The following is a 21,026-nucleotide window of genomic DNA, read 5'->3' as shown; positions in this document are numbered from 1 at the left end:
GAATGGGCCTTGCTCGCGAGGGGGAACCGGCGCTTCCGATGTCCCGGCGACAGAGACACGGGCCAATTCTCTGCCACAGAAAATCCCTCCTGTTGGGGGCGGTCAGGATGCCCCATCAGCTCTACGAAACATTCTTCTCCCCAAAATTCACAGCTACCTTTGCGTGTATTTGACTCACTCTTAAATGAGAACATGATAGGAACATCATCAACAAGGCATTGGCTATTGGCACGGATCCATGGACCTCGGGCGACAGGACAGGCTTGCCGATTTGCGGCTGCAGATTGCCCGAGTGGGAGCGCCTCACAAGGCCAGGCCCCTGCCCTTCGGCCTACGCCCTGTCGATGGCCATCTGCCCGGAGGCGGCTTGGCCCGAGGCGCGCTCCACGAGATGATCGAAGCGGGGCCCGCCTCAGAATTCGCCGGCTGCACAACCCTTTTCACGGCAGGAATTGCGGCCCGTCTTCAGGGACCTGTCCTCTGGTGCCTGGCGCGCCGGGATCTGTTCGCCCCCGGTCTCCTGCGCGCGGGCCTGCATCCGAAGCGGGTCATCTATGCCGAGGCCAGGCGCGAGCGGGAGATCCTGCCCCTCATGGAGGAAGGCCTGCGCGAGCAGGGGCTCGCAGCCGTCGTCGGCGAGGTTTCGCGCCTGGGGCTGACAGCGTCGCGCCGCCTGCAACTTGCCGCTGAATCGACCGGAGTGACCGCCTTGGTCATCCGGCGCTGGTGGACGATGTCCGAGAAGGAACTGGTCCATTGCCCGACGGCTGCCGTCACCCGCTGGCGCATTGCCCCTGCCCCATCCGACCTCATCCCCACTCCCGGCATCGGCCGGGAGCGCTGGCAGGTCGAGCTCCTGCGCTGCCGCAACGGTGGACCCTATACATGGATCTTGGAGTCTTGCGATGAGAAGGGTCGTCTCGCTCTACCTGCCGACCTGGCCGACCGACCGGATCAGGCGCCGCAAAGGCTCGCCACCGCCAGATGAGCCCCTTGTCACCGCAAGCATAGAAGGCTCCCGCCGCCTGATTGGCGCCGTCGATCGGGCGGCACACGCCCTTAGCCTGCGTCCCGGCCAGACCATTGCCCATGCTCAAGCCATGGTGCCGGGCTTGCATATCGTCGATGCGACGCCGGAGGAGGACGAAGCCTCCCTCACTGCACTGGCACATTGGTGCATCGGATATTCGCCCATCGTCGCTGCCAACCCGCCCGATGGCATCTGGATCGATATCGCCGGCGCGGCTCACCTCTTCGGGGGCGAGGAGCAGCTCGTCACCAATCTCGTCTATCGGCTCCGCTCCCAGAATATTAGGGCGGATGCCTGCGTGGCGGATGCACCTTGCACGGCCTGGGGCATCGTGCGGTATGGAAGCCAGGTCATCGTTCCGCCGGGGCGCTCTATCGAGGCAGTTGAAGGCCTGCCGCTTCCGGCTCTGCGCCTGCCGCAGGCGACGGTCGAGGCGCTTCATCGTCTTGGAATCGAGCGGGTAGGCCAGCTCGCGGCGATGCCCCGCGCTCCGATCGTCCGGCGCTTCGGAAAAGAGGTCCTGCTCCGGCTCGATCAGGCCTTCGGCCATGTCGTCGAGCCGCTCAACCCGCTCATGCCCAAGGATGTCCCGGTGCGACGTGTCACTTTCGCCGAGCCGATCGGGCGGCTTGAGGATCTGCAAAGCGTCGTGAGACGCCTTGCGGACAGGCTCTGCCGCGATCTTGAGCGGGCATCTCTCGGTATCCGCCGCCTTGATCTGGTCTTCGAGCGAATCGACCGCTGCAGCATCGCTTTTCGCATCGGAACCGCAAAAGCGACACGCGAGGCGAGACATCTTGCAAAGCTCTTCGACGAGCGCCTGCAGACGGCCGATCCCGGCTTCGGAATCGAAGCGGCCGCGCTCATGGCCAGCAAGGTCGAACCGTTGAGCGAGCGACAGATCGCAGCGAAGGAACTGGCGAAGGATGAGGCAGACAATGTGGATTTGAGCCACCTCGTCGATCGGTTGAGCACACGGCTTGGGCCGAAGCGGGTCTATCGCCTCGCTCCGGTCGAAAGCCGCGTGCCCGAACGGACGATGAAGCGCATTCCGGCTCTCGCGCCCATGCCGGATGCCAATTGGCCTGAGGATCTGCCGCGGCCGGCCCGCCTCCTCGATCCACCCGAACCTGTGACGGCAACGGCCCTCCTGCCGGACCATCCGCCGGCTTTCTTCGTCTGGCGCAATGTCCGTCATCGCGTGGTCAGAGCCGACGGGCCGGAGCGCATCACAGGCGAATGGTGGAAATCCGAGCGCGAGCATTTTTCTCTGCGCGATTATTACCGCGTCGAGAGCGAACAAGGCACGCGCTTCTGGCTCTTCCGCGACGCGCCGACCGCCGAGGGCGGACGCTGGTGGATGCATGGGTTCTTCGCATGACCTATGCCGAGCTTCAGGTCACCACGCATTTCTCCTTCTTGCGCGGCGCCTCGAGCCCGCGCGAGATGTTCGAGCAGGCGAAACTCCTCGGCCTCCCGGCGCTCGGGATCGTCGACCGCAATTCTCTGGCCGGGATCGTGCGGGCCTATGAGGCGTCGAAGGAAACCGGCGTGCGCCTCGTAGTCGGCTGCCGGCTCGATCTCGACGACGGCGCATCGCTTCTCGTCTACCCCACCGATCGCACCGCCTATTCCCGTCTCTGCCGACTCCTGAGCGTCGGCAAGAGTCGGGCCGGCAAAGGCAAATGCAGCCTCGCCTGGGAAGATGTGGAGGCCTGGAACGAGGGCCTGCTCGCAGTGCTGCTTGGAGACCATGCGGATGAGGCCTTGCAGATCGATCTGCGGCGCTTGAAGCGCATTTTCGGAGACCGGGCCTACATGGCCCTGATCCGCCGGTTTGCCCCCAACGAGCACCTGCGCCTGTGGCAGATCGAGCAGGCCGCTCAGGCCGCACGCGTGCCGACCATCGCGATGGGTGACGTCTTCTATCATCATCCCTCGCGCCGCATGCTGCAGGACGTCGTTTCCTGCATCCGCCAGGGCTGCACCATCGACGATGCCGGCTTCCGTCTCGAACGGCATGCGGACCGCTTTCTCAAGGATCCGGCCGAGATGGCGCGCCTTTTCGAAAGGCATCCGGAAGCGCTGGCCCGAACAAACGAGATCGTCCGGCGCTGCCGGTTCTCGCTCGATGAGCTGTGCTATCAGTATCCAAGCGAGACGGAGCCCGGCGAGACAGCACAGCAGAAGCTGGAGCGCTTGACCTGGGAGGGTGCCGAGCGTCGCTACGGCAAGGATCTACCGGAGCAGACTATCTCGCAATTGAAGCACGAGCTTACCCTGATCAGGAACCTGAACTACGCTCCGTACTTCCTGACCGTCCATTCCATCGTGAACTTTGCTCGGAGCCAAGGTATTCTCTGCCAGGGGCGAGGCTCGGCAGCCAATTCTGCCGTCTGCTTCGTGCTCGGCATCACCTCCATCGACCCTATCCATTCCGAACTTCTCTTCGAGCGCTTCATCTCCCAGGAGCGCAACGACCCGCCCGATATCGATGTCGACTTCGAGCACGAGCGGCGCGAGGAAGTCATCCAGTGGATCTACGACACCTATGGCCGCACACGGGCCGCGCTCACTGCGGTCGTGATCTGCTACCGCACCCGCGGTGCGGTGCGCGAAGTCGGCAAGGCGTTGGGAGTGCCGGAGGATGTGACGAGCGCTCTGTCCGGACTCGTGCGGGGCTGGAGCACGGAGGGTGTCAGCGACAACGATCTCAAGGACCTGAACCTCAATCTCGACGATCCGCGTCTTCGCCTGACCCTGGAGCTTTCGCACGACCTGATCGGCGCCCCGCGCCATCTCTCGCAGCATCCGGGCGGCTTCGTCCTGACGCAGGACCGGCTCGACGATCTCGTGCCGATCGAGCCGGCCGCCATGGAGAACCGGCAGGTCATCGAGTGGGACAAGAACGACATCGAGATCCTCAAATTCATGAAGGTCGACGTGCTGGGCCTAGGCATGCTCGGGTGCATGCGCCGCTCCTTCGAGCTCCTGCAAAGGCACAAGAACACCAGCCACGACTTGGCTTCGATCCCGCAAGACGATCCTGAAACCTACGACATGATTTGTCGTGCGGATACGCTTGGCGTGTTCCAGATCGAAAGCCGGGCGCAGATGGCAATGCTGCCGCGGCTGAAGCCAAGAAATCTCTACGATCTCGTGATCGAGGTCGCGATCGTTCGGCCCGGGCCGATCCAGGGCGATATGGTTCACCCCTATATCCGCAGACGAGAGGGCCGCGAGGAGGTGTCCTATCTGTTTCCGGAACTGGAACGAGTGCTACACAAGACGCTCGGTGTCCCACTCTTTCAGGAACAGGCTATGCGCATTGCCATCGAATGCGCAGGATTCACGGCCTCGGAGGCCGATCAGCTGCGCCGGGCCATGGCAACCTTCAAAGCCAAGGGCGACGTCTCGAAATTCCGGACCAAGCTGCTTCAAGGCATGCAGGGCCGTGGCTATCCGCGGGAATTCGCCGAGCGCATCTTCAGGCAGCTCGAAGGCTTCGGCTCCTACGGCTTTCCCGAAAGCCATGCCGCCTCCTTCGCCCTGATCGCCTATGCCTCGTCCTGGATGAAATGCCACCATCCGGATGTGTTCGCTTGCGCCCTCCTCAATGCGCAGCCCATGGGCTTCTACGCGCCGGCGCAGATCGTTCGCGATGTCGGGCAGCACGGCGTCGAGGTTCGGCCCGTCGATGTCAATCTCTCGCATTGGGACTGCAGGCTGGAGCGAACCCGCCGCGAGGATCGCTTCGCCCTTGGCCTCGGGCTTCGGATGGCCAAGGGCCTGTCCAAAGCCGACGGCGATGCGATCGTCGAGGCACGCGGCGGCAAGACCTTCTCGTCCATCGAGGATCTCTGGCTTCGGGCAAAACTGCACGTCGCCCCCCTCGAGCGCTTGGCAGAGGCCGATGCCTTCGGGTCCCTCGGTCTCAATCGCCGTGATGCACTCTGGAAGATCAAGGGATTAGGCGACACCCAGCTTGCCCTCTTCACGGCAGCGGACGAGCGCGATGAGCAATTCCGCCCGGAAGCGGTCGAACCGGAGGTCTCCCTGACACCGATGAAGGCAGGACGTGAAGTCGTCGAGGATTATCTCTCGAAGGGCCTCACCCTGAGACGTCATCCCGTTGCTTTCCTACGCGAAGAGCTGGCCCGCCGCCGCATCATTCCCTGTGCCGCTCTCAAAAGCATTCGCCACGGCCAGCGCATCACCGTCGCCGGCCTCGTTCTCGTGCGCCAGAAGCCGGGTTCCGCCAAGGGGGTGATGTTCATGACCATCGAGGATGAGACGGATGTTGCCAACCTCGTGATCTGGACATCCCTCTACGAGAAGCATCGGCGCCTGATCCTCTCATCCGGCATGATCGGCTGTCGCGGTCGGCTTCAACGGGAGGGCGATGTGACCCATCTGGTCGCAGAATACCTCATCGATCTGTCGGACCTTCTGCGCTCTGTCGCCAATCGCGACGATGCTCCACATCTGTCTCAAGGCCCGGGCAGCAAGGAGCCCATCATCAAAGTGGCCACGCGGGACTTCCGATGACTGGAGCACGACCCAGAGCTGTTTCCACTTGCGTGGAATCACCTCTCTTCTTTGGCTTGCCGCATTTTTTGACGACGAACCGGAGTCATTTCGTCGAAAAATGCTCTAGCTTTGCATGCGTCGGTAGAGCGTGCTTCGGCTGACGCCGAGCTGGCGCGCGGCCCGCGAAACGTTTCCTTTCGCCGCTGCGAGGGCCTCGTGCATGGCCGTGACGGTAATGGCATCGAGGGTGGACAGCGTCCCGCTCTTGGACATTGGGGCTTTAGAGTCGACATCATCCCCACGGCGGCGGACATCCGGAGGCAGGGCATCGGCCGTCAGCACATCCCCCGGCTCGCCGAGTGCCAGCATCGCCCTCAGGCAACCGACCAACTGTCGAAAATTTCCGGGCCATTCATAACTGGAAAGCTCATTCCGGCATTCCGGGCTGAGAGCGATTCCATTGGCTCTTCCTCCGACAGAACTCCATAGCTCATCGATCAGCTGCGCACGATCCGCACGACTGCGAAGCGAAGGCAATGCGATTGTGTACTGCGCGATACGGAAATAGAGATCCGATCGGAAACTGCCGGCCTGAACGCGTTCCCACAGATCCTTGTTGGTCGCACAGATCAGCATGAAATCGATGGGAACCGGTTGCCCCCCACCCAGGGGAACGATTTCCCTCTCCTGCAGCGCGCGCAGGAGTTTCGTCTGCAAGGAAAGCGGCATATCGCCGATTTCATCGAGGAAGAGCACGCCGCCATCGGCTTCCCGCAAATAGCCCTTCGATCCGCCGGGCCTTGCTCCAGTGAATGCGCCGGATCGATAGCCGAAGAACTCGGCATCCATGAGTGTCTCGGGCAGGGCCGCGCAATTGACGGCGACCAGAGGCTTGCCGGAACGCAGGCTTCTCGCGTGAACCGCACGGGTGAAGACTTCCTTGCCCGTCCCCGTTTCTCCCCGCACGAGAACGGGAACCGCGGCATCGACCAGCCGGACGGCACGTTCCAGGGCCTTCGCCGTTTCGGCGTCGAAGATCGGCTTCGGCACGGCGAACGTCATTCCACGTGTCGACCGGCGGGGCGGCGCAGGTGACCTCTCGAACCCGTCAAGCCGGCCAACCAGCGCGGTTCCGTTTTGGTTCTTGAAACTTCCACCATCGGCAAGATCTGTCAGCCTGTCTCGAAACAGATCGCTCCATGTCACTCTGCCGAGAGCATCGAAGCTTCGGCCGATCAGCTTCAAACCGCGCCGGTTGGCAGCCTTGAGACATCCGTCCTCGAAAACAAGAATGCCCTCCCGTGCGGTGCCGAGCATGGCTGGATCGACGTGGAGCCGGACGACATCCGCCTCCCTGAACGCCCTATCGAAGAGCCTGTGCTCGATCTGCGCGGCAGCGAGCGTCACGAGACCCAGTGCATGGGCATGGTGCGTCTCGGCAGGACCGGAGAGATCCAGAACGCCGAGAACGTTGCCTTGCGGACCGAGAATCGGAATGGCCGAGCAGCTCAGGATCCGGTTGCATTCGAGATAATGTTCTGCGCCGCGCACCTCGATAGGGCAGCCTTCGGCCAGGGAGGTTCCGATCGCATTGGTCCCGACAATCTGCTCACTCCAGGGCACACCCGGCCGCAAAGCCACCTGGGCAGCGCGCTGAGCGAAGTCGAGACTGCCGACGGTGTCGAGGATGAGGCCTGAGGCATTGGTCAGGATGACGATGCTGTCCGTCGCCTGCGCGTCCGCATAGAGCGCCTCCACTTCCGGCCGGCAGAGGCGCCTGAAGCTCTCGGCCTCCTCCGCCGTAATGGCGAATTCGTAGGCTGTGACCGGCTCGGGCAGCGCGTTCGCCCTTCCCTCGAGGCCGAGGGCCTGGCACCGGGTCCACGACCGGAGGATGGATTGTGAAACGAGACCACCCGGAACGGCTTCCTTCGAGAAGAAGTGCCGGCGAGCGTGCTGGATCGGATCTGGCGACAAGGGCGTCCTCCTATCCCGGTGTCGCAAATTGCAACATGTGTTGCAGATGCGTTTCTCTCCGCGACAGAGTTTCTCCGCGACAGAGTTCATGATAGGCGAAGCTGAGGCAAAAAGAAGTCCGCGAAAGGTCGACACATCAAGTCTTGAATGACCCCTTTCGTGCCCAACAGGTTACCGCGACGCGAAATGAATGCTGCTTCGCGATACAACGGCTTGGCACGACATTTGCTCAGCAGGGCCTGTACATCCCGGGAGGAAACCACATGAACAAGCCAGAATTCCTGACACTCTCGCATGTGCCGTTCAAAGAGCGCTATGGCAACTTCATCGGCGGGCAATGGGTGGAGCCTGTCAACGGCCGCTATTTCGAGAACACGTCGCCGATTACCGGAAAGCCGGTCTGCGAGATCGCCCGCTCCGACAAGGACGACATCGAAAAGGCGCTGGATGCGGCCCATGCGGCTAAGGATGCCTGGGGCAAGACGGCGCCCGCCGAACGGGCACGCATCCTCAACGAGATCGCCGACCGCATGGAGGCCAATCTCGACACGTTGGCCCTGGCGGAGACCTGGGACAACGGCAAACCGATCCGCGAGACGACCGCAGCCGACATGCCGCTCGCCATCGACCATTTCCGCTATTTCGCCGCCTGCATCAGGGCCCAGGAAGGCTCGGTCGCAGAAATCGACCACGATACGGTCGCCTATCATTTCCATGAGCCGCTCGGCGTCGTCGGTCAGATCATTCCCTGGAACTTCCCGATCCTCATGGCAGCCTGGAAGATGGCTCCGGCCCTTGCAGCGGGCAACTGCGTCGTCATCAAGCCGGCAGAACAGACGCCGGCCTCGATCCTTGTCTGGGCGGAGATGGTGGCCGACCTGCTGCCGCCCGGCGTCCTGAACATCGTCAACGGCTACGGCCTGGAGGCCGGAAAACCGCTTGCCTCGAGTTCGCGCATCGCCAAGATCGCGTTTACCGGCGAGACGACCACCGGCCGCCTGATCATGCAATATGCGAGCCAGAACCTGATCCCCGTGACGCTCGAGCTTGGCGGCAAGTCGCCCAACATCTTCTTCGACGACGTGACGGCGGAGGACGACGACTATCTCGACAAGGCGATCGAGGGCTTCGTGATGTTCGCTCTGAATCAGGGCGAGGTCTGCACCTGCCCCAGCCGCGCCCTGGTTCAGGAATCGATCTACGACAAGTTCATGGAGAAGGCGCTCAAGCGCGTCGAGGCGATCAAGCAGGGAAGCCCGCTCGATCCTTCGACGATGATCGGCGCCCAGGCCTCCAGCGAGCAGCTTGAGAAGATCCTCAGCTATATCGACATCGGCAAGCAGGAAGGTGCGCAGGTGCTGACCGGCGGCGAGCGCAACAACCTCCCTGGGGATCTCGCCGGCGGATACTACGTGAAGCCGACCGTCCTGAAGGGCCACAACCGCATGCGTGTCTTCCAGGAGGAAATCTTCGGACCGGTCGTCTCCGTCACCACGTTCAAGGACGAGAACGACGCTCTGGCGATTGCCAATGACACCCTCTATGGCCTCGGCGCCGGCGTCTGGACCCGCAACGGCAATCGCGCCTATCGCTTCGGCCGTGCCATCCAGGCGGGACGCGTCTGGACGAACTGCTACCATGCCTATCCGGCCCATGCGGCATTCGGCGGATACAAACAATCCGGCATCGGCCGCGAAACGCACAAGATGATGCTCGATCACTATCAGCAGACCAAAAACCTGCTGGTCAGCTACAGCAGCAAGGCGCTTGGCTTCTTCTGATAGTCCACAATCCTGCCCCTGGGAGAAGACAATCGCCAGGGGCAGGGTCTACCGGACGGGTCTTCAATATCCCGCTCGGATCATGATGAGGGATCGATCCGGATGAATGACGATAGCATTCCACGCGTGACGGCAACCCCTGCGGCGCTCGATCTGATCGCGACCCTGCGGAATGAGCATGGCCCGGTGCTGTTTCACCAGTCGGGCGGCTGCTGTGACGGTTCCTCGCCCATGTGCTATCCCCAAGGGGACTTCATCGTCGGCGACGAGGATGTCCTGCTCGGCCATATCGGCGGAGCGCCGTTCTATATGAGCCCGTCCCAGTACGAGTACTGGAAGCACACGCAGTTGAATATCGATGTCGTTCCGGGCAAGGGCGGCATGTTCTCCCTCGAGAACGGCCGCGGGATCCGCTTCCTGACCCGTTCGCGCCTTTTCACGGACGAGGAGATCGCCGCCCTCGATCTGGCCCATACGTCGCTTCAATGATTTCCGGTCAGCTGGACGATGCCTGCGTATCGATCAGGTGCCGGATCCTCTGAACATAGAGATCGTAGTAGTCGTCGAGACCGAAACTCTTGCCGAGTTCCTTGCACAAAAGGATCATTTCGAGTGCCTGCGACCATTCTGCGGCGCGATACGCGGCAAGCATCGCGCTGTTTCGCTCATTCAAGGTCAGATAGGCGGAGCTTCCGGCCACCTCAGCACGGCCCAGGAGCGTAAAGATGCGCTCCAATTCCCACTTCCCCCTCACCTGGAGATGGTCGATCTCGAGAACCGCGAACTGCGACTGAACGGCCTGGGCGGTTTTCTCTCCGATGATGATGGAAACGCCATAATGCTTTGTCAGTCCCTCAAGACGGGATGCCAGATTGACCGGGTCGCCGATGACGGAATAGTTGAAGTGAAGCTCCGATCCGAAATTGCCGACCACGCATTGGCCGGTATTCAGGCCGATGCCGATCCTCAGCGGCGGGGGTGGATGAATGCCGACGGTCTCGCTCTGACGCTGTTCGTTCAGTTCGTCGAGACTTTCCAGCATCGCGAAGGCCGCCTCGCATGCGTTCATCTCGTGGCAAGGATCGTCCAGCGGGGCATTCCAGAAGGCCATCACGGCATCGCCCATATATTTGTCGATGGTCCCGCGGCGCTCGATGATGTCCTTCGTCAACGGCGTGAAAAGCCGGTTGATGAGAGTTGTCAGTCCCTGTGGGTCGTCCTTGTAGAGTTCCGAGATGGTCGTGAAGCCACGAACGTCGGAAAAGAGCACCGTCAGCTCGCGCTGCTCTCCGCCAAGAGCCAGCTTTTCCGGCGACTGCGCCAGCTGTTCGACCAGATCGGGAGAGAGATATTGATTGAAGGCCGATCTGATCCGGAAACGGTCTGCCGACACGCTCATGTAGTTCGTGCATACCAGAATCGCATAAACCAGAAAGCTCGCGATCAAGGGAAAGGTGCAGTCGATCAGAAGATCGACAAACGTAAAGCAGTACCAGGACAGGCTTAAGGTCACGACTGCGGTCGTGCCGCCGAGGAGGAACAGCGTTCCCGCATTCATCCTCGGTGCGAAGACAATCAGGATCAGGCTCAGAATCGTCGCCAGCGCGAGCTCGATCACGGCGGTATAGCTCGGCCGGCTCAACGTCGCCCCGGTGAGGGCGCTCTCCAGAAGCTGTGCATGAAGCTCGACCCCAGGCAGCGCCGGGTGGATCGGGGTGACCTTGAGATCGAGCAGACCGGCGGCGGAGGTTCCGATCAGAACCATTTTCCCGGCAAGGCTGCCGGCGGGAATTCTCCCCTGCAGAAGATCGATCGCGGACACGTACCTGCCCAGGTTGGGCGGCGAGAAGTGGACCCAGACGCGGCCCTTGCCGTCGGTGGGGATCTCGATGGCATCGACACCGACACTCCGGACGCCGCTGGCATCGCTTTTGATAAGGACGGCACTCGATCCGGTCAGGACGCGAAGCATCTCGAGCGAAAGGGATGGTACGATCGTGCCGTCGGCAACCGCAACGACCGGCACGCGGCGGACGACGCCATCCCTCTCGGGTATGATGGAAAAGATGCCATGCCCATCCGCCGCCCCATCAAGAAGGGGAAGATTCCGCAACAGATGCGGAAAGTCGACGAGGTAAAGACGTGGATCGGGGCCGATCGTGGCGATTCCGGTCTGGATAGGCGGATGCGCGATCGGAGCACCTCCCGCGACACGATAGCCCGATTGCCCGAGCACAACCTTGGACCGACGAATGGCTTCCGCGAAGACGGCATCGTTGCCAGGCAGCTGTCGGAGCGTCTCTCGCGTCGTCGGGTCAAGGCCTTGGAACGTCTCGGCAGCGACTTCAGGCGAGCTGCGATCCGGCTCCGGAAAGAGCACGTCGAAGCCGATGACCGTGCCACCATGCTCGACGATCTTCGAAACCATCTCCGCCATCACCGTGCGCGGCCATGGCCATTGCCCCAAAGCCTGCAGGCTCCGCTCGTCGATGTCGACGACCGCAGCAAGCTCCTGGCGCGCCACGCGCGGATACATCAGCTGATAGATGTCGAAGGATTTCAGGCGGATGGTTTCTGTAAGACCGGGATCCCAGACCCGCAATGCCAGAAGGCTCACGAGAAGCAGGAGGCCGAGGATTCGCCCGGCTCCGAAATAGCGCGTCTTTCTTCTCAGCAGAGCGATCACAATGGTCGTTCCAATGGGCAGCAGGCCCATTCCATTCCGGCCCGAAATCCGCTGGGCCTATGTCGCATCTCCTGTTGGACGAAAACCTCGATCGACTTGGACGGATACGTCACGCGATGCATCGTATCCTCACAGGATGAGATCGGTGGAGCGGGGCAGAGCGCCCGCGATGTTCAACTGCGCCGAAAGAGTTTCCCCACTTAAGAAGGTGATGGTTGCCGACACGACGTTGCCATCTCCGGCAAGCCGGCTTAGCTCGCCGATCGAGGCATTGAGGGCGAAGCCATTGCGGGTCGCAACAAGATCCTCCGGACCGATCTCGACGATTTCCCTTCCATTGACGAAGACATCGATGTCAGTAACGGTCCCGCTCGGAAGCGGCCTTCCGAGCACCGAGATATCGATCTGCTCGGGCGAGGTCAGGACTGAGGCTCCACCCGTGTTGTCGATCGCGTCGAGCCGGGAGAGATTGGCGTTCTCGCCGACGCCAAGGGCGGTGATCGTCGCTCCATAAAGATCATTCAACGTCGCGATCTCATCCTCGATCGAGCCTTGCCCGGCACCGTCGGAAAGGAAGTAGAGGAAGTTGCTTTCTCCTCCTTGATCGAGGCTTCCAAGCCGGTCATTGGCCGCTCTCAGGGCATCGGCGAAATTCGTTTGTCCTCCGGCATCCAGATCTCTCAGGTAATTTGCGATCGCAGCATCGCCTGTCTGGCCGAGACTGAACGTCGCCGCATTCACGGCGCCTCCATCTGTCACATTTGCCGGATCGGCGGCGCCGTTGAAGGGAATCACCGTGATCGAGACATCCGCGGACGAAAATCCGAGCCCCCGGACCCGATCGGTCAAAGCGATCAAGCTCGCGATCTCCGCATCGAGGACAGTATTGGTAGCTCCGTCGCCGTTGAGGTCGCCGACCGGCGTCCCATCGAAGGTGTCGGACGTACTGCCTGAGATGTCGATCAGGTAGACGATATTCATTTGCGGCTGCAGAACCGGCCCGAGACCGATGACCAGGCCGAGATTTGCTGTTGAGGTTGTGGTCGCCGATGGCGCATCGACGGTCAGCGAGACCGGCTGACCGTTGAAGCCGAGAACTGCACCTTCGGAATCCGACTGACTAGGCGATGTGAAAGTGCCTGTCCCGCGAACCTGCAGAGTAACATTGGCGGTATCTGTCGCTCCGTTGCTATCGGAAAGCGTGTAGCTGAAGGACACGGTTGCGGTTTGGCCGGCACTGAGAGCCAGAAAATCGTCACCCGGATCGAAGACCAACTCGCCGGAGGAGTTTCGAAAGACGGAGCCTTCGAACGGCCCGGTCCAGGCAACGACGCGAACGGCATCGCCGTCCACATCCCGGTCGTTGCTCCTCACTGCAAGGAGCTTTTGACCTGCCTCGTCGACCGCAGCGATATGATCATCTGCGGCAACGGGAGCGTCGTTCTGCCCCAGAACCTGCAGAGTGACATTGGCGGTATCTGTCGCTCCATTGGTATCGGAAAGCGTGTAGCTGAAGGACACGGTTGCAGTTTGGCCGACACTGAGAGCTCGAAAACCGTTACCGGGATCGAAGACCAACTCGCCGGAGGAGTTCCGGAAGACGGAGCCTTCGAACGGCTCGGTCCAGGCAACGACGCGAACGGCATCGCCGTCCACATCCCGGTCGTTGCTCCTCACCGCGAGGAGCGTGCGGCCGGCATCGCTAACCGCGGCGATACGATCTCCGACGGCAACGGGAGTGTCGTTCTCCCCTGTAACGGTCCAGGACGCCGATGCGGGAACGCGGGTGCCGTCTTCGGCCAACAGATTGTAGGCTATCGTGACAACTTCTCTCTCTCCTGCGCCGAGATGCTGATAAGCCGGATGCGACGGGTCCAGCGAGAAGCTTCGCGTGCCGGCGAGATACCGCACGCCGGGCGGCAGGTTCGCCGGCAGGAGAACGATGATGGCCTCGGACGACGCTACTGCGTCCGTCAGTGCGCTCAGCCGTGTGAGCGGTCCATCCTCGACGGCTCTGCCGCGGATCGCTTCCGGCACGGTCGGGGAAGAGGGGACGACAATATCCCGGGATGTCGCACGTTCTCGAGCGAAGGGCGTAACGGCAAATTGCGAAGGATCCGGCGGACTTGCCTTCTCCGGCAAATTCACGGGGATGATGGGGACATCATTGGGATCGCTGCTGCCCCGCCTCTGAGGCTCGGGCGAGAATACCTGAAAGAGGTCCCTCACCAGATCGTTCTCGCCCCGGATCTCGTCGGTAGATTTCGTCACTTGCGTGATGCGCGGGTCGGTGCCAGCTAAAGGTGTCAGGAGCGTCGAGACCCGCGGATCCGTGATCGACGCGATCACCCGCGAGGGATTGGTCCGGTCCAGAAGAACGAACGAGCCCACCGTTCCATCGGGTTCGGTGAGGAGCGAGAACCGTGTCTCGCCGCTGAACGCCGAGATCTCGGTGTGAATGGCCGTTCCCCTGATCGCCATGGTGGCCACGGGAGTGTCGACCTTGAGATCGCCGGTTTTTGCAATCCGCCCTGCAACAAACCCGATGACGCCTTGGACGAGCGTAAACAACGCCGAATTCGCGCTCGCATCTGCGGCGTAGACCATGTCGTTCAGCACCATGCGGGCATTGGACGACAGGCTGAAGACTGTTCCATCGTTGAACTTGATCGTGAGTGACGCGTTCGAGCCCGTCTGCACCACATCGCCCTTGGTGACCGCATCTCCGAGGCGCAAGTCTATCGATACACCATTGCGCAAGACGGTGACGGCCCCAGATGCCTTCTCAACACGTCCGATGGCCAACAATCCAGCTGCCGCACCCGTCGCTTGCGCATATTGTCCTGGTGAATCCGGCCCTGCCAGAGCATCGACCGTTGCGCCGCTGAGACCTGCCCCTTCGCGTGTTGCGAGACCTGGGCGCCGCTCATCCTTGAAGTAGCCGAGGATGACGGCCTTCGTCTCGTGACCGAGGAGGAGAAGATCGTCACCTGACTTTTTAAAGTCTGCGGTGAAAAGCAGATCCTTATCGGGAAAAAGGATCGGGGAATCCGGGTCAGCACCACGACTCGACGCCTCTGCAGCATCGATCTGAATGTCGAAGGCACTGGCGCCGTCCCCGGATTGGTACACAGCGGATCCCTTGGGTTTCCAAAATGATATCCTTTTCGCTGCTCCATTCATACCGGAATGAAATCTCAAATATCCAAGTCAATCAGGAATGATCCCTTAGTTTTTCTGGAGACGGGAAGTCGTCTACCACGTTAGAGGTAGGCCATTAGTGGAGCTTACAATGCTTTTGCTCGCCTCTGTTCGCGGCTATGCGATCCGAATTGTCTTGCTTTGCATTGCAATTACTCTTCCCGCTCTCAGCGGAGCGGAAGACTTGGCCCAAGGCCACCATCTGTGGACCGTCGCTACCGCGAACGGCGGCAAGACGTTCATCGCGGCAGGGACCTATGCGACGGATCCAAGGCCGATGTCATTCTCAATCGGCAGATCAAGGCGATCGGCAACGTCAAGCTTGTAGCGCTTTCGAGCGACGGTCACGCCTCGGAAATAGCGAAAGACGCCTGGATGAGGAAGGCGCTCTTCGGCTTGCAGCCCGATGCCTATCGGCGGCATCGGGATATCACCGGCTCCATTCTCGCCGACTTGGCCGAGCCCATACCTACAAGGCCGGGACCGAACCTCATCGTGGTTTGGGAGGTCAAAGATCTGGGCGGATCGTCCGGCATGATCACGACGCGTCAGAGCCGAGGATTCCGGATCACACCGCTAGCCCTGCCTGACCTTCCTTGACGGGGTGCGAAGCAGGATCAGGCCGTCGGCGTCGTCCGATAATAAGCGTCGACTCTGGCGCCGTATTCGTCATCCATGAATGGGTCCTCTCCGGCCTCATATCGGGGAGCGCCCGAGAGCCGGTCCTTGTCGATGTCCACCACATAGCCGCCAAGCCGCGTGTCATACGTCAGCGCCCGCCATGGGAGCGGATGATAGCTCTCTCCGATGCCGAGAAACCCACCGAAGCTCATGACGACATAGGCGACTTGGCCAGAAACCTTGTCGACCATGAAATTATACACCGTTCCCAGCTGCTCCCCTGCCCGATTGAACACCGGCGTACCCTCGACCTTGCTGGAAGCGATCAGCCGCTGCGTTTCCTCGATGGCGACGCCCTCGCCGGCCGGATCGAGTTCCATCGATCCCGGCTGACGCATTTCTCTCTCATTCGGCAGCTTTGTCGGCATGACATTCTCCTCCGGTGAGAACGCCGCGGTGCTCCGGGCCGTTCCGAAGGATGTCCCGGCACGACAAAGCTTTGGCTCAAGCTAGCAAGACTGCGGCTCCTGCTTTCTCTATTGGGCCTCGTGGGGGATGGCGTTGTTTTGCGTACCCCTAACATCACCTCGTCCCGGGCTCACCGCCTGCTCTTGAGCCAGCGCTCAACGGGCGTGGCCGACAGCGTAGTTAGGACGACGATGACGGCGCCGAGGCACAGGGACAGCGACGGGATTTCCGCGAAGAAAAACCAGCCCGCCAAGCCGGAAAAGATGATCGAGAGATAGCCGAGCGGCGCGAGAAGCCGTGCTTCCTGCTTCTGGTAGGCCTGCAGCCAGCAATATTGGCCGAGCTGGGCCAGAACGCCGACGAGAATGATGTTCGGTGCCTCGGAATACGGGATCGGAACCCACACGAGAGCGGCCGGGATCGACGTCAGCAGAGTCAACCCCACTGTATAGAAGAGCATCAGGACGACGGTGTTCTCGCCGGCGAGCCGCCTCGTCTGAACCACGGCAAGGGAGCCGAAGAACACCGATCCGAAAGCCGCGATCAATCCCATGTTCCAGGAGATCGCATCCGGCCGCACCATGATGATGACACCGATGAAGCCCAGTACCGTGAAGAGGTAGCGTATCCTGCTGACGTTCTCTCCCAGCAGGATCGAGGCCATCACCAGAAGCGCGAGTGGCCGGATGAACCCGATCGCCGTCACCAAGGCGAGCGGCAACGCGGCGAAGGCGGCAAAATTGAGGGTCAATGCGATCGAGTTGAACCCGACGCGCGTGAGATGCCCGCGAATGTTCGACAGGTTCGTCAGCTTGGCGCGGTGACGCCATACCAACGGCGCTACAGAAACGAATCCGACAAGCGAGCGGAGAAAGACAAGCTGGATCGCGGGGTAGGTCTCTCCTTCGGCTTTGACGATGGCCTGCATGACGGTCACCAGCGCCATGTCGAGCAGCAGCCATCCCGCACTGCTCCACAGCGGCACGGGAGACCGGATGAGGCCGGTTTCTGGTTCGGTAGCCATGTCCTCTCAGGCAGGCTGAACCAGATTGGCCAGAAGACGGAAGGCGCCGGGAACCAGCTTGTCCAGCTGATGATGCAGCACCAGCGCCACATGGGTGTGGCGGCCCTGGCCGATGTGAGCGGAGACCAGCGCACCCTTGAGCGGCTGTTCGCCTACATCGTTCACGGACAGCAACTCTTCGTAGGCAGCATCGTATTCGGCCGCGAAATAGAGACCTCTCTCCTTGTCCCACCCTTGCCAGTCACCCGCTTCGATATGGTTCGGATAGGTGAGCAAGGAATTGTCCGGTTGCAGAACCGTGATGGGTGCGGCCGGATCGGTCACGCGCCACCGAAGCGAGGGTGAACCGATGACGAGACGGCGAGGCGGTGTCCGCTCGGGATCCCAGGCATCGGTGGGACGGTGATAGAGCGTCACCAGATGGCCGCCCTTCTCCACGAACCGATGCATCCTGTCGGTCGCAGCCTTGAGGCCGCGTCTGAGACCAAACGCGAAGATGCCGACGACGATGGTGGTGAAGTCCGCAAGCGAACCCGTCGTCAGGTCGGCCTCTCCGAGATCCGTGACGTCGAGCCCGAGCCGGCGCATATGCACACCGACATTGTCGCTCCCGCCTCCCACATATCCGATGCGTGCACCGGGAGGCAAAGCGACATCGAGAGTGAGGATCCTGAGATCCGTCGGCGCAACGAAGGTGCGCTGCCGAATATGAGGATAGGCGATCGTCCTCGCAGCGCTTGCAGGCCGGCCATCCACCGTCGGAACGAGCGTGGCAAGACCGGCGACAGGTCTCTCCGGCGACTCAACGACCCACTTGCCCTCTTGTCGCCGCACAATCCATCCCTCCGGCGCCTGCCAGCCCGTCGCGTCCGCGCCGACGGATCGAATAGGAATGCTCGACGTCGGCGTCCCGATCCTGACGATCGCGGTCGACGGATCGAGAGACAAAGATTGCGCGGGGCCAATCGTGAACGGCTCTTCCGGGTCCAGATCGACCCTGACGACGCGTCCGTCGATCTCGCCGGAGATGCGGATGCTGGCCGGACCGTTTCCTCCCAGTGGATCGAAAGCTGCGGCATAATTCTCGGTCAGGGATATGGATGCGGGGATCTCGACGGTGTAGTCGGTACGTACCGAATTGCGGGAAACCTCCGCGATTGAAACCTCGTCGGGAAGCCTTGGATCAATCGTCAGGTCAGCAAGGCCGGGCGCATCGATGCGGACCTCGAGCACCGGCTTGGATCCTGGATGAGACGCGCCCTTGAAGATCGCGCGAGCTCCGCTGGCGCTCGCCTCGAAAATGGCGGCGTCGATCTCCCGCAGCTTACGGTCGAGCCTATGCCCGATCTGATCGATGACGTTGCGCGCAAGTCCATCTCGTGTCTCTTCGATCAGGGATGCCGCCCAACTGAGTGCCTTGACGATCCGTGTCCTGTCGGGAAATGCCACTATCGCGGCATCGATATGGTCCTGCGCTTCCCGCAACTTCAAAGCGACTGCTTCGGGCAGGGTGTGGACGGCGGCAAGATCGGCAAGGTTTACAGGGAGATGATCCCGGATATCGCGCTCTGCGACAGATGAGCCGCCCGCGCGCAGCTTCAGGTGAAGGCTCCATTGGTCGACCGGATCGTCGCGCCACATGCCCATCCCCTGGGATGCATGCGCAGCACGCGACCACTCGCCAAGCTGCCGATACGCGAGACCGGTCACCTCATCTCCGCCTGAAACCTGGACGCTCAGCGTCGCGGGCGGTGGCGGCACTTCGTCGTCATAGGCATAGCCGGCTCCCGACCATGCGGGGAGGTAGAACTTGCAGATCTGCCACGGCCGAAGGCCCAGCTTACCGTGCTCCGGAAATGCTGCCGGGTCGGCTGCCATGAAGAATGCTTTTTCGGCTGCACGCGTCATGGCGCGGTGATGACCGTGCTGCCCGGGGACATCCAGAAATGTCGGGATGACGATGTCGGGCCGGTAATGTCGATACGCTCGAACGAGACGCTCGACGATGCGCTCCTCGCCCCATCTCCGCAGGGTATCCTCGCCGTTCTTGGAGAAGCCGAAATCGTGAACCGGATCGTCCGGCCCATGGCCGAGCCATGCCACGTCGGCATCCATGCGACGGGCGGCTTCCTCCATTTCAGCGGTTCTGAGCACGCCGAGGGCGGCACCGCGCTCAGGCCCCAAGGCATTCTGTCCTCCTTCCCCGCGCGTCGAACAGGCAACCACCACGCGCATTCCCATGGCAAAGCGCAGGGCTGACAGCATGCCGTTGATCTCGTCGTCCGGATGCGCTCCGGTGTTCATGACGGTCAATGCGGATCGCAGGCGGCTCAGCGCACGGTGCAGGCGGACGAGCGCAGGCTGATGCACGGCGCGGGCCAGACGGCTATGATCATCCAGCAAGAGAGATCTCCTCGTTCGGTTGTTCTCGGCGAGCCGCGTGAGCGGTATCGAGCCGGGGGGTCATGGTTTCAAGAAGCGGCAGGGCAGCAGCGCCGAGGGCAGCGGTCAGGCGGCCTGTCCGCCCACGGATCAAGCGGGCCTCGTTTCGATTCCTGCGGCTTGCAACCGATAAGGGAAGCGGCTGCATCGCCTGGATCAGATCCTCCAGAAGGCTCGGCGGCAGAGCGCCGCCGATCACGACGGCTTCGGGATCGAAGAGATTTTCGAGCATCGCGACCTGAGGCGCGAGATATTCCGCAGCCTCGTCAACCCATTCCGCAATGACGGGATGCTTCTCGTGGTGAAGCTGCTCTAGCCGCGCATAATCGAGATCCTCAACCCCGGCCACGGACAGCCTTTCCGCCAACGCCTGAATCGACGCATAGGCCTCGAGACAGCCATGCTGCCCACAAGAGCAGAGGTGACCTCCCTTTTTCACCAGCACGTGGCCGATCTCGCCCGCATTGCCGTTGGCGCCGCGAAACGGGCGGCCGTCGATCATGATGCCGAGACCAAGCCCCTGGCCGAAATAGATGAGGCAGAAATTCTTCAGATCCCTGGCAGCACCGTGAAGGCGTTCGCCGACGGCGGCGGCAGTCGCATCGTTCTCAAGGGTGATGGGCACGCCCATCATGTTTCCGATGCGGCCGGCCGCATCGAAGTCGGACCATCCTGACAGGGTCGTTGGACCCACCGACGACATTCCCTCGACATTGAACGGCCCCGGCATCACGACACCGATTCCGAGAAGCTGCGGCACGGGAGGGTCCAGATGCGCCTGCGCCGCCTCGATCTCGCCCTTGACGACGGGAAGAACCGCGTCGGGATCGTTCCTTCGGATCGAGACGGTCCTCTCCGCGCGAATGCGACCGCCGATATCCACGAGAAGGGTGGAGACGTGGTCGGCAGCGATCTCTACTCCGGCGGTCATGCCGCCATTGGGATTGACGGCGAACTGGATCGGCGGCAGACCGCGGCCCGCTCTCAGACGTCCGGCTTTGATAAGCAGTCCATCGGCGACAAGATCCTCGACGATGTTCGACACGGCCTGCGTGCTGAGATGCGCATGCCGCGAGATCTCCATGCGTCCGACCGGTCCGAGCTGGCGCACGACGTCCAGCACCACCCTTCGGTTGTGGGACCGATTCCGCTCCGGGTTACTCCCGATCGTCGACCTCGCTCCTGCCTTGGGTTTTCTTGGCATTCCACCCACTCCACGGCGCAACGATGACGTGACGCAATGAATAACTCAAGTGAATTATCTTA

13 protein-coding genes are annotated in these 21,026 nt (G+C 61.8%); 6 read left to right on the top strand and 7 right to left on the bottom strand.

Annotated features, from left to right (window positions below):
- Positions 1 to 238: 238 nt before the first annotated feature.
- Genes BB934_RS16565 through BB934_RS16555 form a run of 3 tightly spaced genes read left to right on the top strand, consistent with a single transcriptional unit; the run spans position 239 to position 5,578 of the window.
- Positions 239 to 988, top strand: a complete 750-nt coding sequence (locus BB934_RS16565) for an ImuA family protein (protein WP_099510626.1) — start codon at positions 239 to 241, stop codon at positions 986 to 988.
- Positions 906 to 2,411 (top strand): Y-family DNA polymerase, encoded by a 1,506-nt coding sequence (locus BB934_RS16560; RefSeq protein WP_099510625.1) that lies wholly within the window; start codon positions 906 to 908, stop codon positions 2,409 to 2,411. Before BB934_RS16565 ends, BB934_RS16560 begins: the two co-directional genes overlap by 83 nt.
- On the top strand, positions 2,408 to 5,578 hold the full coding sequence (locus BB934_RS16555) for an error-prone DNA polymerase (protein WP_099510624.1): 3,171 nt from the start codon (positions 2,408 to 2,410) through the stop codon (positions 5,576 to 5,578). The genes BB934_RS16560 and BB934_RS16555 overlap by 4 nt, the downstream gene beginning before the upstream one ends.
- Positions 5,579 to 5,683: 105 nt before the next feature.
- Here BB934_RS16555 and BB934_RS16550 read toward each other — a convergent pair whose 3' ends face one another.
- A complete protein-coding gene (locus tag BB934_RS16550) occupies positions 5,684 to 7,537 on the bottom strand; it encodes a sigma-54-dependent Fis family transcriptional regulator (protein ID WP_237049990.1) in 1,854 nt (617 codons plus the stop codon).
- A 263-nt stretch (positions 7,538 to 7,800) separates the two neighbouring features.
- On the opposite strand from BB934_RS16550, the gene adh reads away from it, so the two are divergent.
- On the top strand, positions 7,801 to 9,318 hold the full coding sequence (adh, locus tag BB934_RS16545; protein ID WP_099510622.1) for an aldehyde dehydrogenase: 1,518 nt from the start codon (positions 7,801 to 7,803) through the stop codon (positions 9,316 to 9,318).
- Between the two features lie 102 nt (positions 9,319 to 9,420).
- On the top strand, positions 9,421 to 9,807 hold the full coding sequence (locus tag BB934_RS16540) for a DUF779 domain-containing protein (RefSeq protein WP_099510621.1): 387 nt from the start codon (positions 9,421 to 9,423) through the stop codon (positions 9,805 to 9,807).
- 7 nt (positions 9,808 to 9,814) lie between these two features.
- Here the strand turns inward: BB934_RS16540 and BB934_RS16535 are convergent, their stop codons facing one another.
- Together BB934_RS16535 and BB934_RS16530 are read right to left on the bottom strand one after the other, a co-directional pair.
- Positions 9,815 to 12,004, bottom strand: a complete 2,190-nt coding sequence (locus BB934_RS16535) for a CHASE2 domain-containing protein (protein WP_237049989.1) — start codon at positions 12,002 to 12,004, stop codon at positions 9,815 to 9,817.
- A 129-nt stretch (positions 12,005 to 12,133) separates the two neighbouring features.
- The gene (locus tag BB934_RS16530; RefSeq protein ID WP_162299171.1) at positions 12,134 to 15,136 is read right to left on the bottom strand and encodes an Ig-like domain-containing protein; all 3,003 of its coding nucleotides are present in this window, start codon (positions 15,134 to 15,136) and stop codon (positions 12,134 to 12,136) included.
- Between the two features lie 273 nt (positions 15,137 to 15,409).
- Between BB934_RS16530 and BB934_RS16525 the strand changes: the two genes are divergently transcribed.
- Positions 15,410 to 15,805 (top strand): hypothetical protein, encoded by a 396-nt coding sequence (locus BB934_RS16525; protein ID WP_099510618.1) that lies wholly within the window; start codon positions 15,410 to 15,412, stop codon positions 15,803 to 15,805.
- A 17-nt stretch (positions 15,806 to 15,822) separates the two neighbouring features.
- On the opposite strand, the gene BB934_RS16520 is transcribed toward BB934_RS16525, so the two are convergent.
- The 4 genes from BB934_RS16520 to BB934_RS16505 all read right to left on the bottom strand — a co-directional run bounded on the left by BB934_RS16520 (position 15,823) and on the right by BB934_RS16505 (position 20,964).
- On the bottom strand, positions 15,823 to 16,254 hold the full coding sequence (locus tag BB934_RS16520) for a PRC-barrel domain-containing protein (RefSeq protein WP_099510617.1): 432 nt from the start codon (positions 16,252 to 16,254) through the stop codon (positions 15,823 to 15,825).
- 170 nt (positions 16,255 to 16,424) lie between these two features.
- Positions 16,425 to 17,318 (bottom strand): DMT family transporter, encoded by an 894-nt coding sequence (locus BB934_RS16515; protein WP_099510616.1) that lies wholly within the window; start codon positions 17,316 to 17,318, stop codon positions 16,425 to 16,427.
- A 6-nt stretch (positions 17,319 to 17,324) separates the two neighbouring features.
- Positions 17,325 to 19,721, bottom strand: coding sequence for a PIG-L family deacetylase (locus BB934_RS16510; RefSeq protein ID WP_099510615.1), 2,397 nt, complete (start codon positions 19,719 to 19,721; stop codon positions 17,325 to 17,327).
- Positions 19,711 to 20,964, bottom strand: coding sequence for an ROK family transcriptional regulator (locus tag BB934_RS16505; RefSeq protein WP_099510614.1), 1,254 nt, complete (start codon positions 20,962 to 20,964; stop codon positions 19,711 to 19,713). The genes BB934_RS16510 and BB934_RS16505 overlap by 11 nt, the downstream gene beginning before the upstream one ends.
- Between the last annotated feature and the right edge of the window lie 62 nt (positions 20,965 to 21,026).

It is taken from the genome of Microvirga ossetica, assembly GCF_002741015.1.
Lineage (GTDB): Bacteria > Pseudomonadota > Alphaproteobacteria > Rhizobiales > Beijerinckiaceae > Microvirga > Microvirga ossetica.
Note: the sequence above shows the minus strand (reverse complement) of the source record. Positions and strands in the feature narration are given on the sequence as shown.

Bases quoted from the DNA above. Each gene is read 5' to 3' on its own strand.
- BB934_RS16555 (WP_099510624.1), top strand. From the start codon at position 2,408: ATGACCTATGCCGAGCTTCAGGTCACCACGCATTTCTCCTTCTTGCGC.
- BB934_RS16520 (WP_099510617.1), bottom strand. From the start codon at position 16,254: ATGCCGACAAAGCTGCCGAATGAGAGAGAAATGCGTCAGCCGGGATCG.
- BB934_RS16540 (WP_099510621.1), top strand. From the start codon at position 9,421: ATGAATGACGATAGCATTCCACGCGTGACGGCAACCCCTGCGGCGCTC.
- adh (WP_099510622.1), top strand. From the start codon at position 7,801: ATGAACAAGCCAGAATTCCTGACACTCTCGCATGTGCCGTTCAAAGAG.
- BB934_RS16505 (WP_099510614.1), bottom strand. From the start codon at position 20,964: ATGCCAAGAAAACCCAAGGCAGGAGCGAGGTCGACGATCGGGAGTAAC.
- BB934_RS16515 (WP_099510616.1), bottom strand. From the start codon at position 17,318: ATGGCTACCGAACCAGAAACCGGCCTCATCCGGTCTCCCGTGCCGCTG.
- BB934_RS16565 (WP_099510626.1), top strand. From the start codon at position 239: ATGGACCTCGGGCGACAGGACAGGCTTGCCGATTTGCGGCTGCAGATT.
- BB934_RS16560 (WP_099510625.1), top strand. From the start codon at position 906: ATGAGAAGGGTCGTCTCGCTCTACCTGCCGACCTGGCCGACCGACCGG.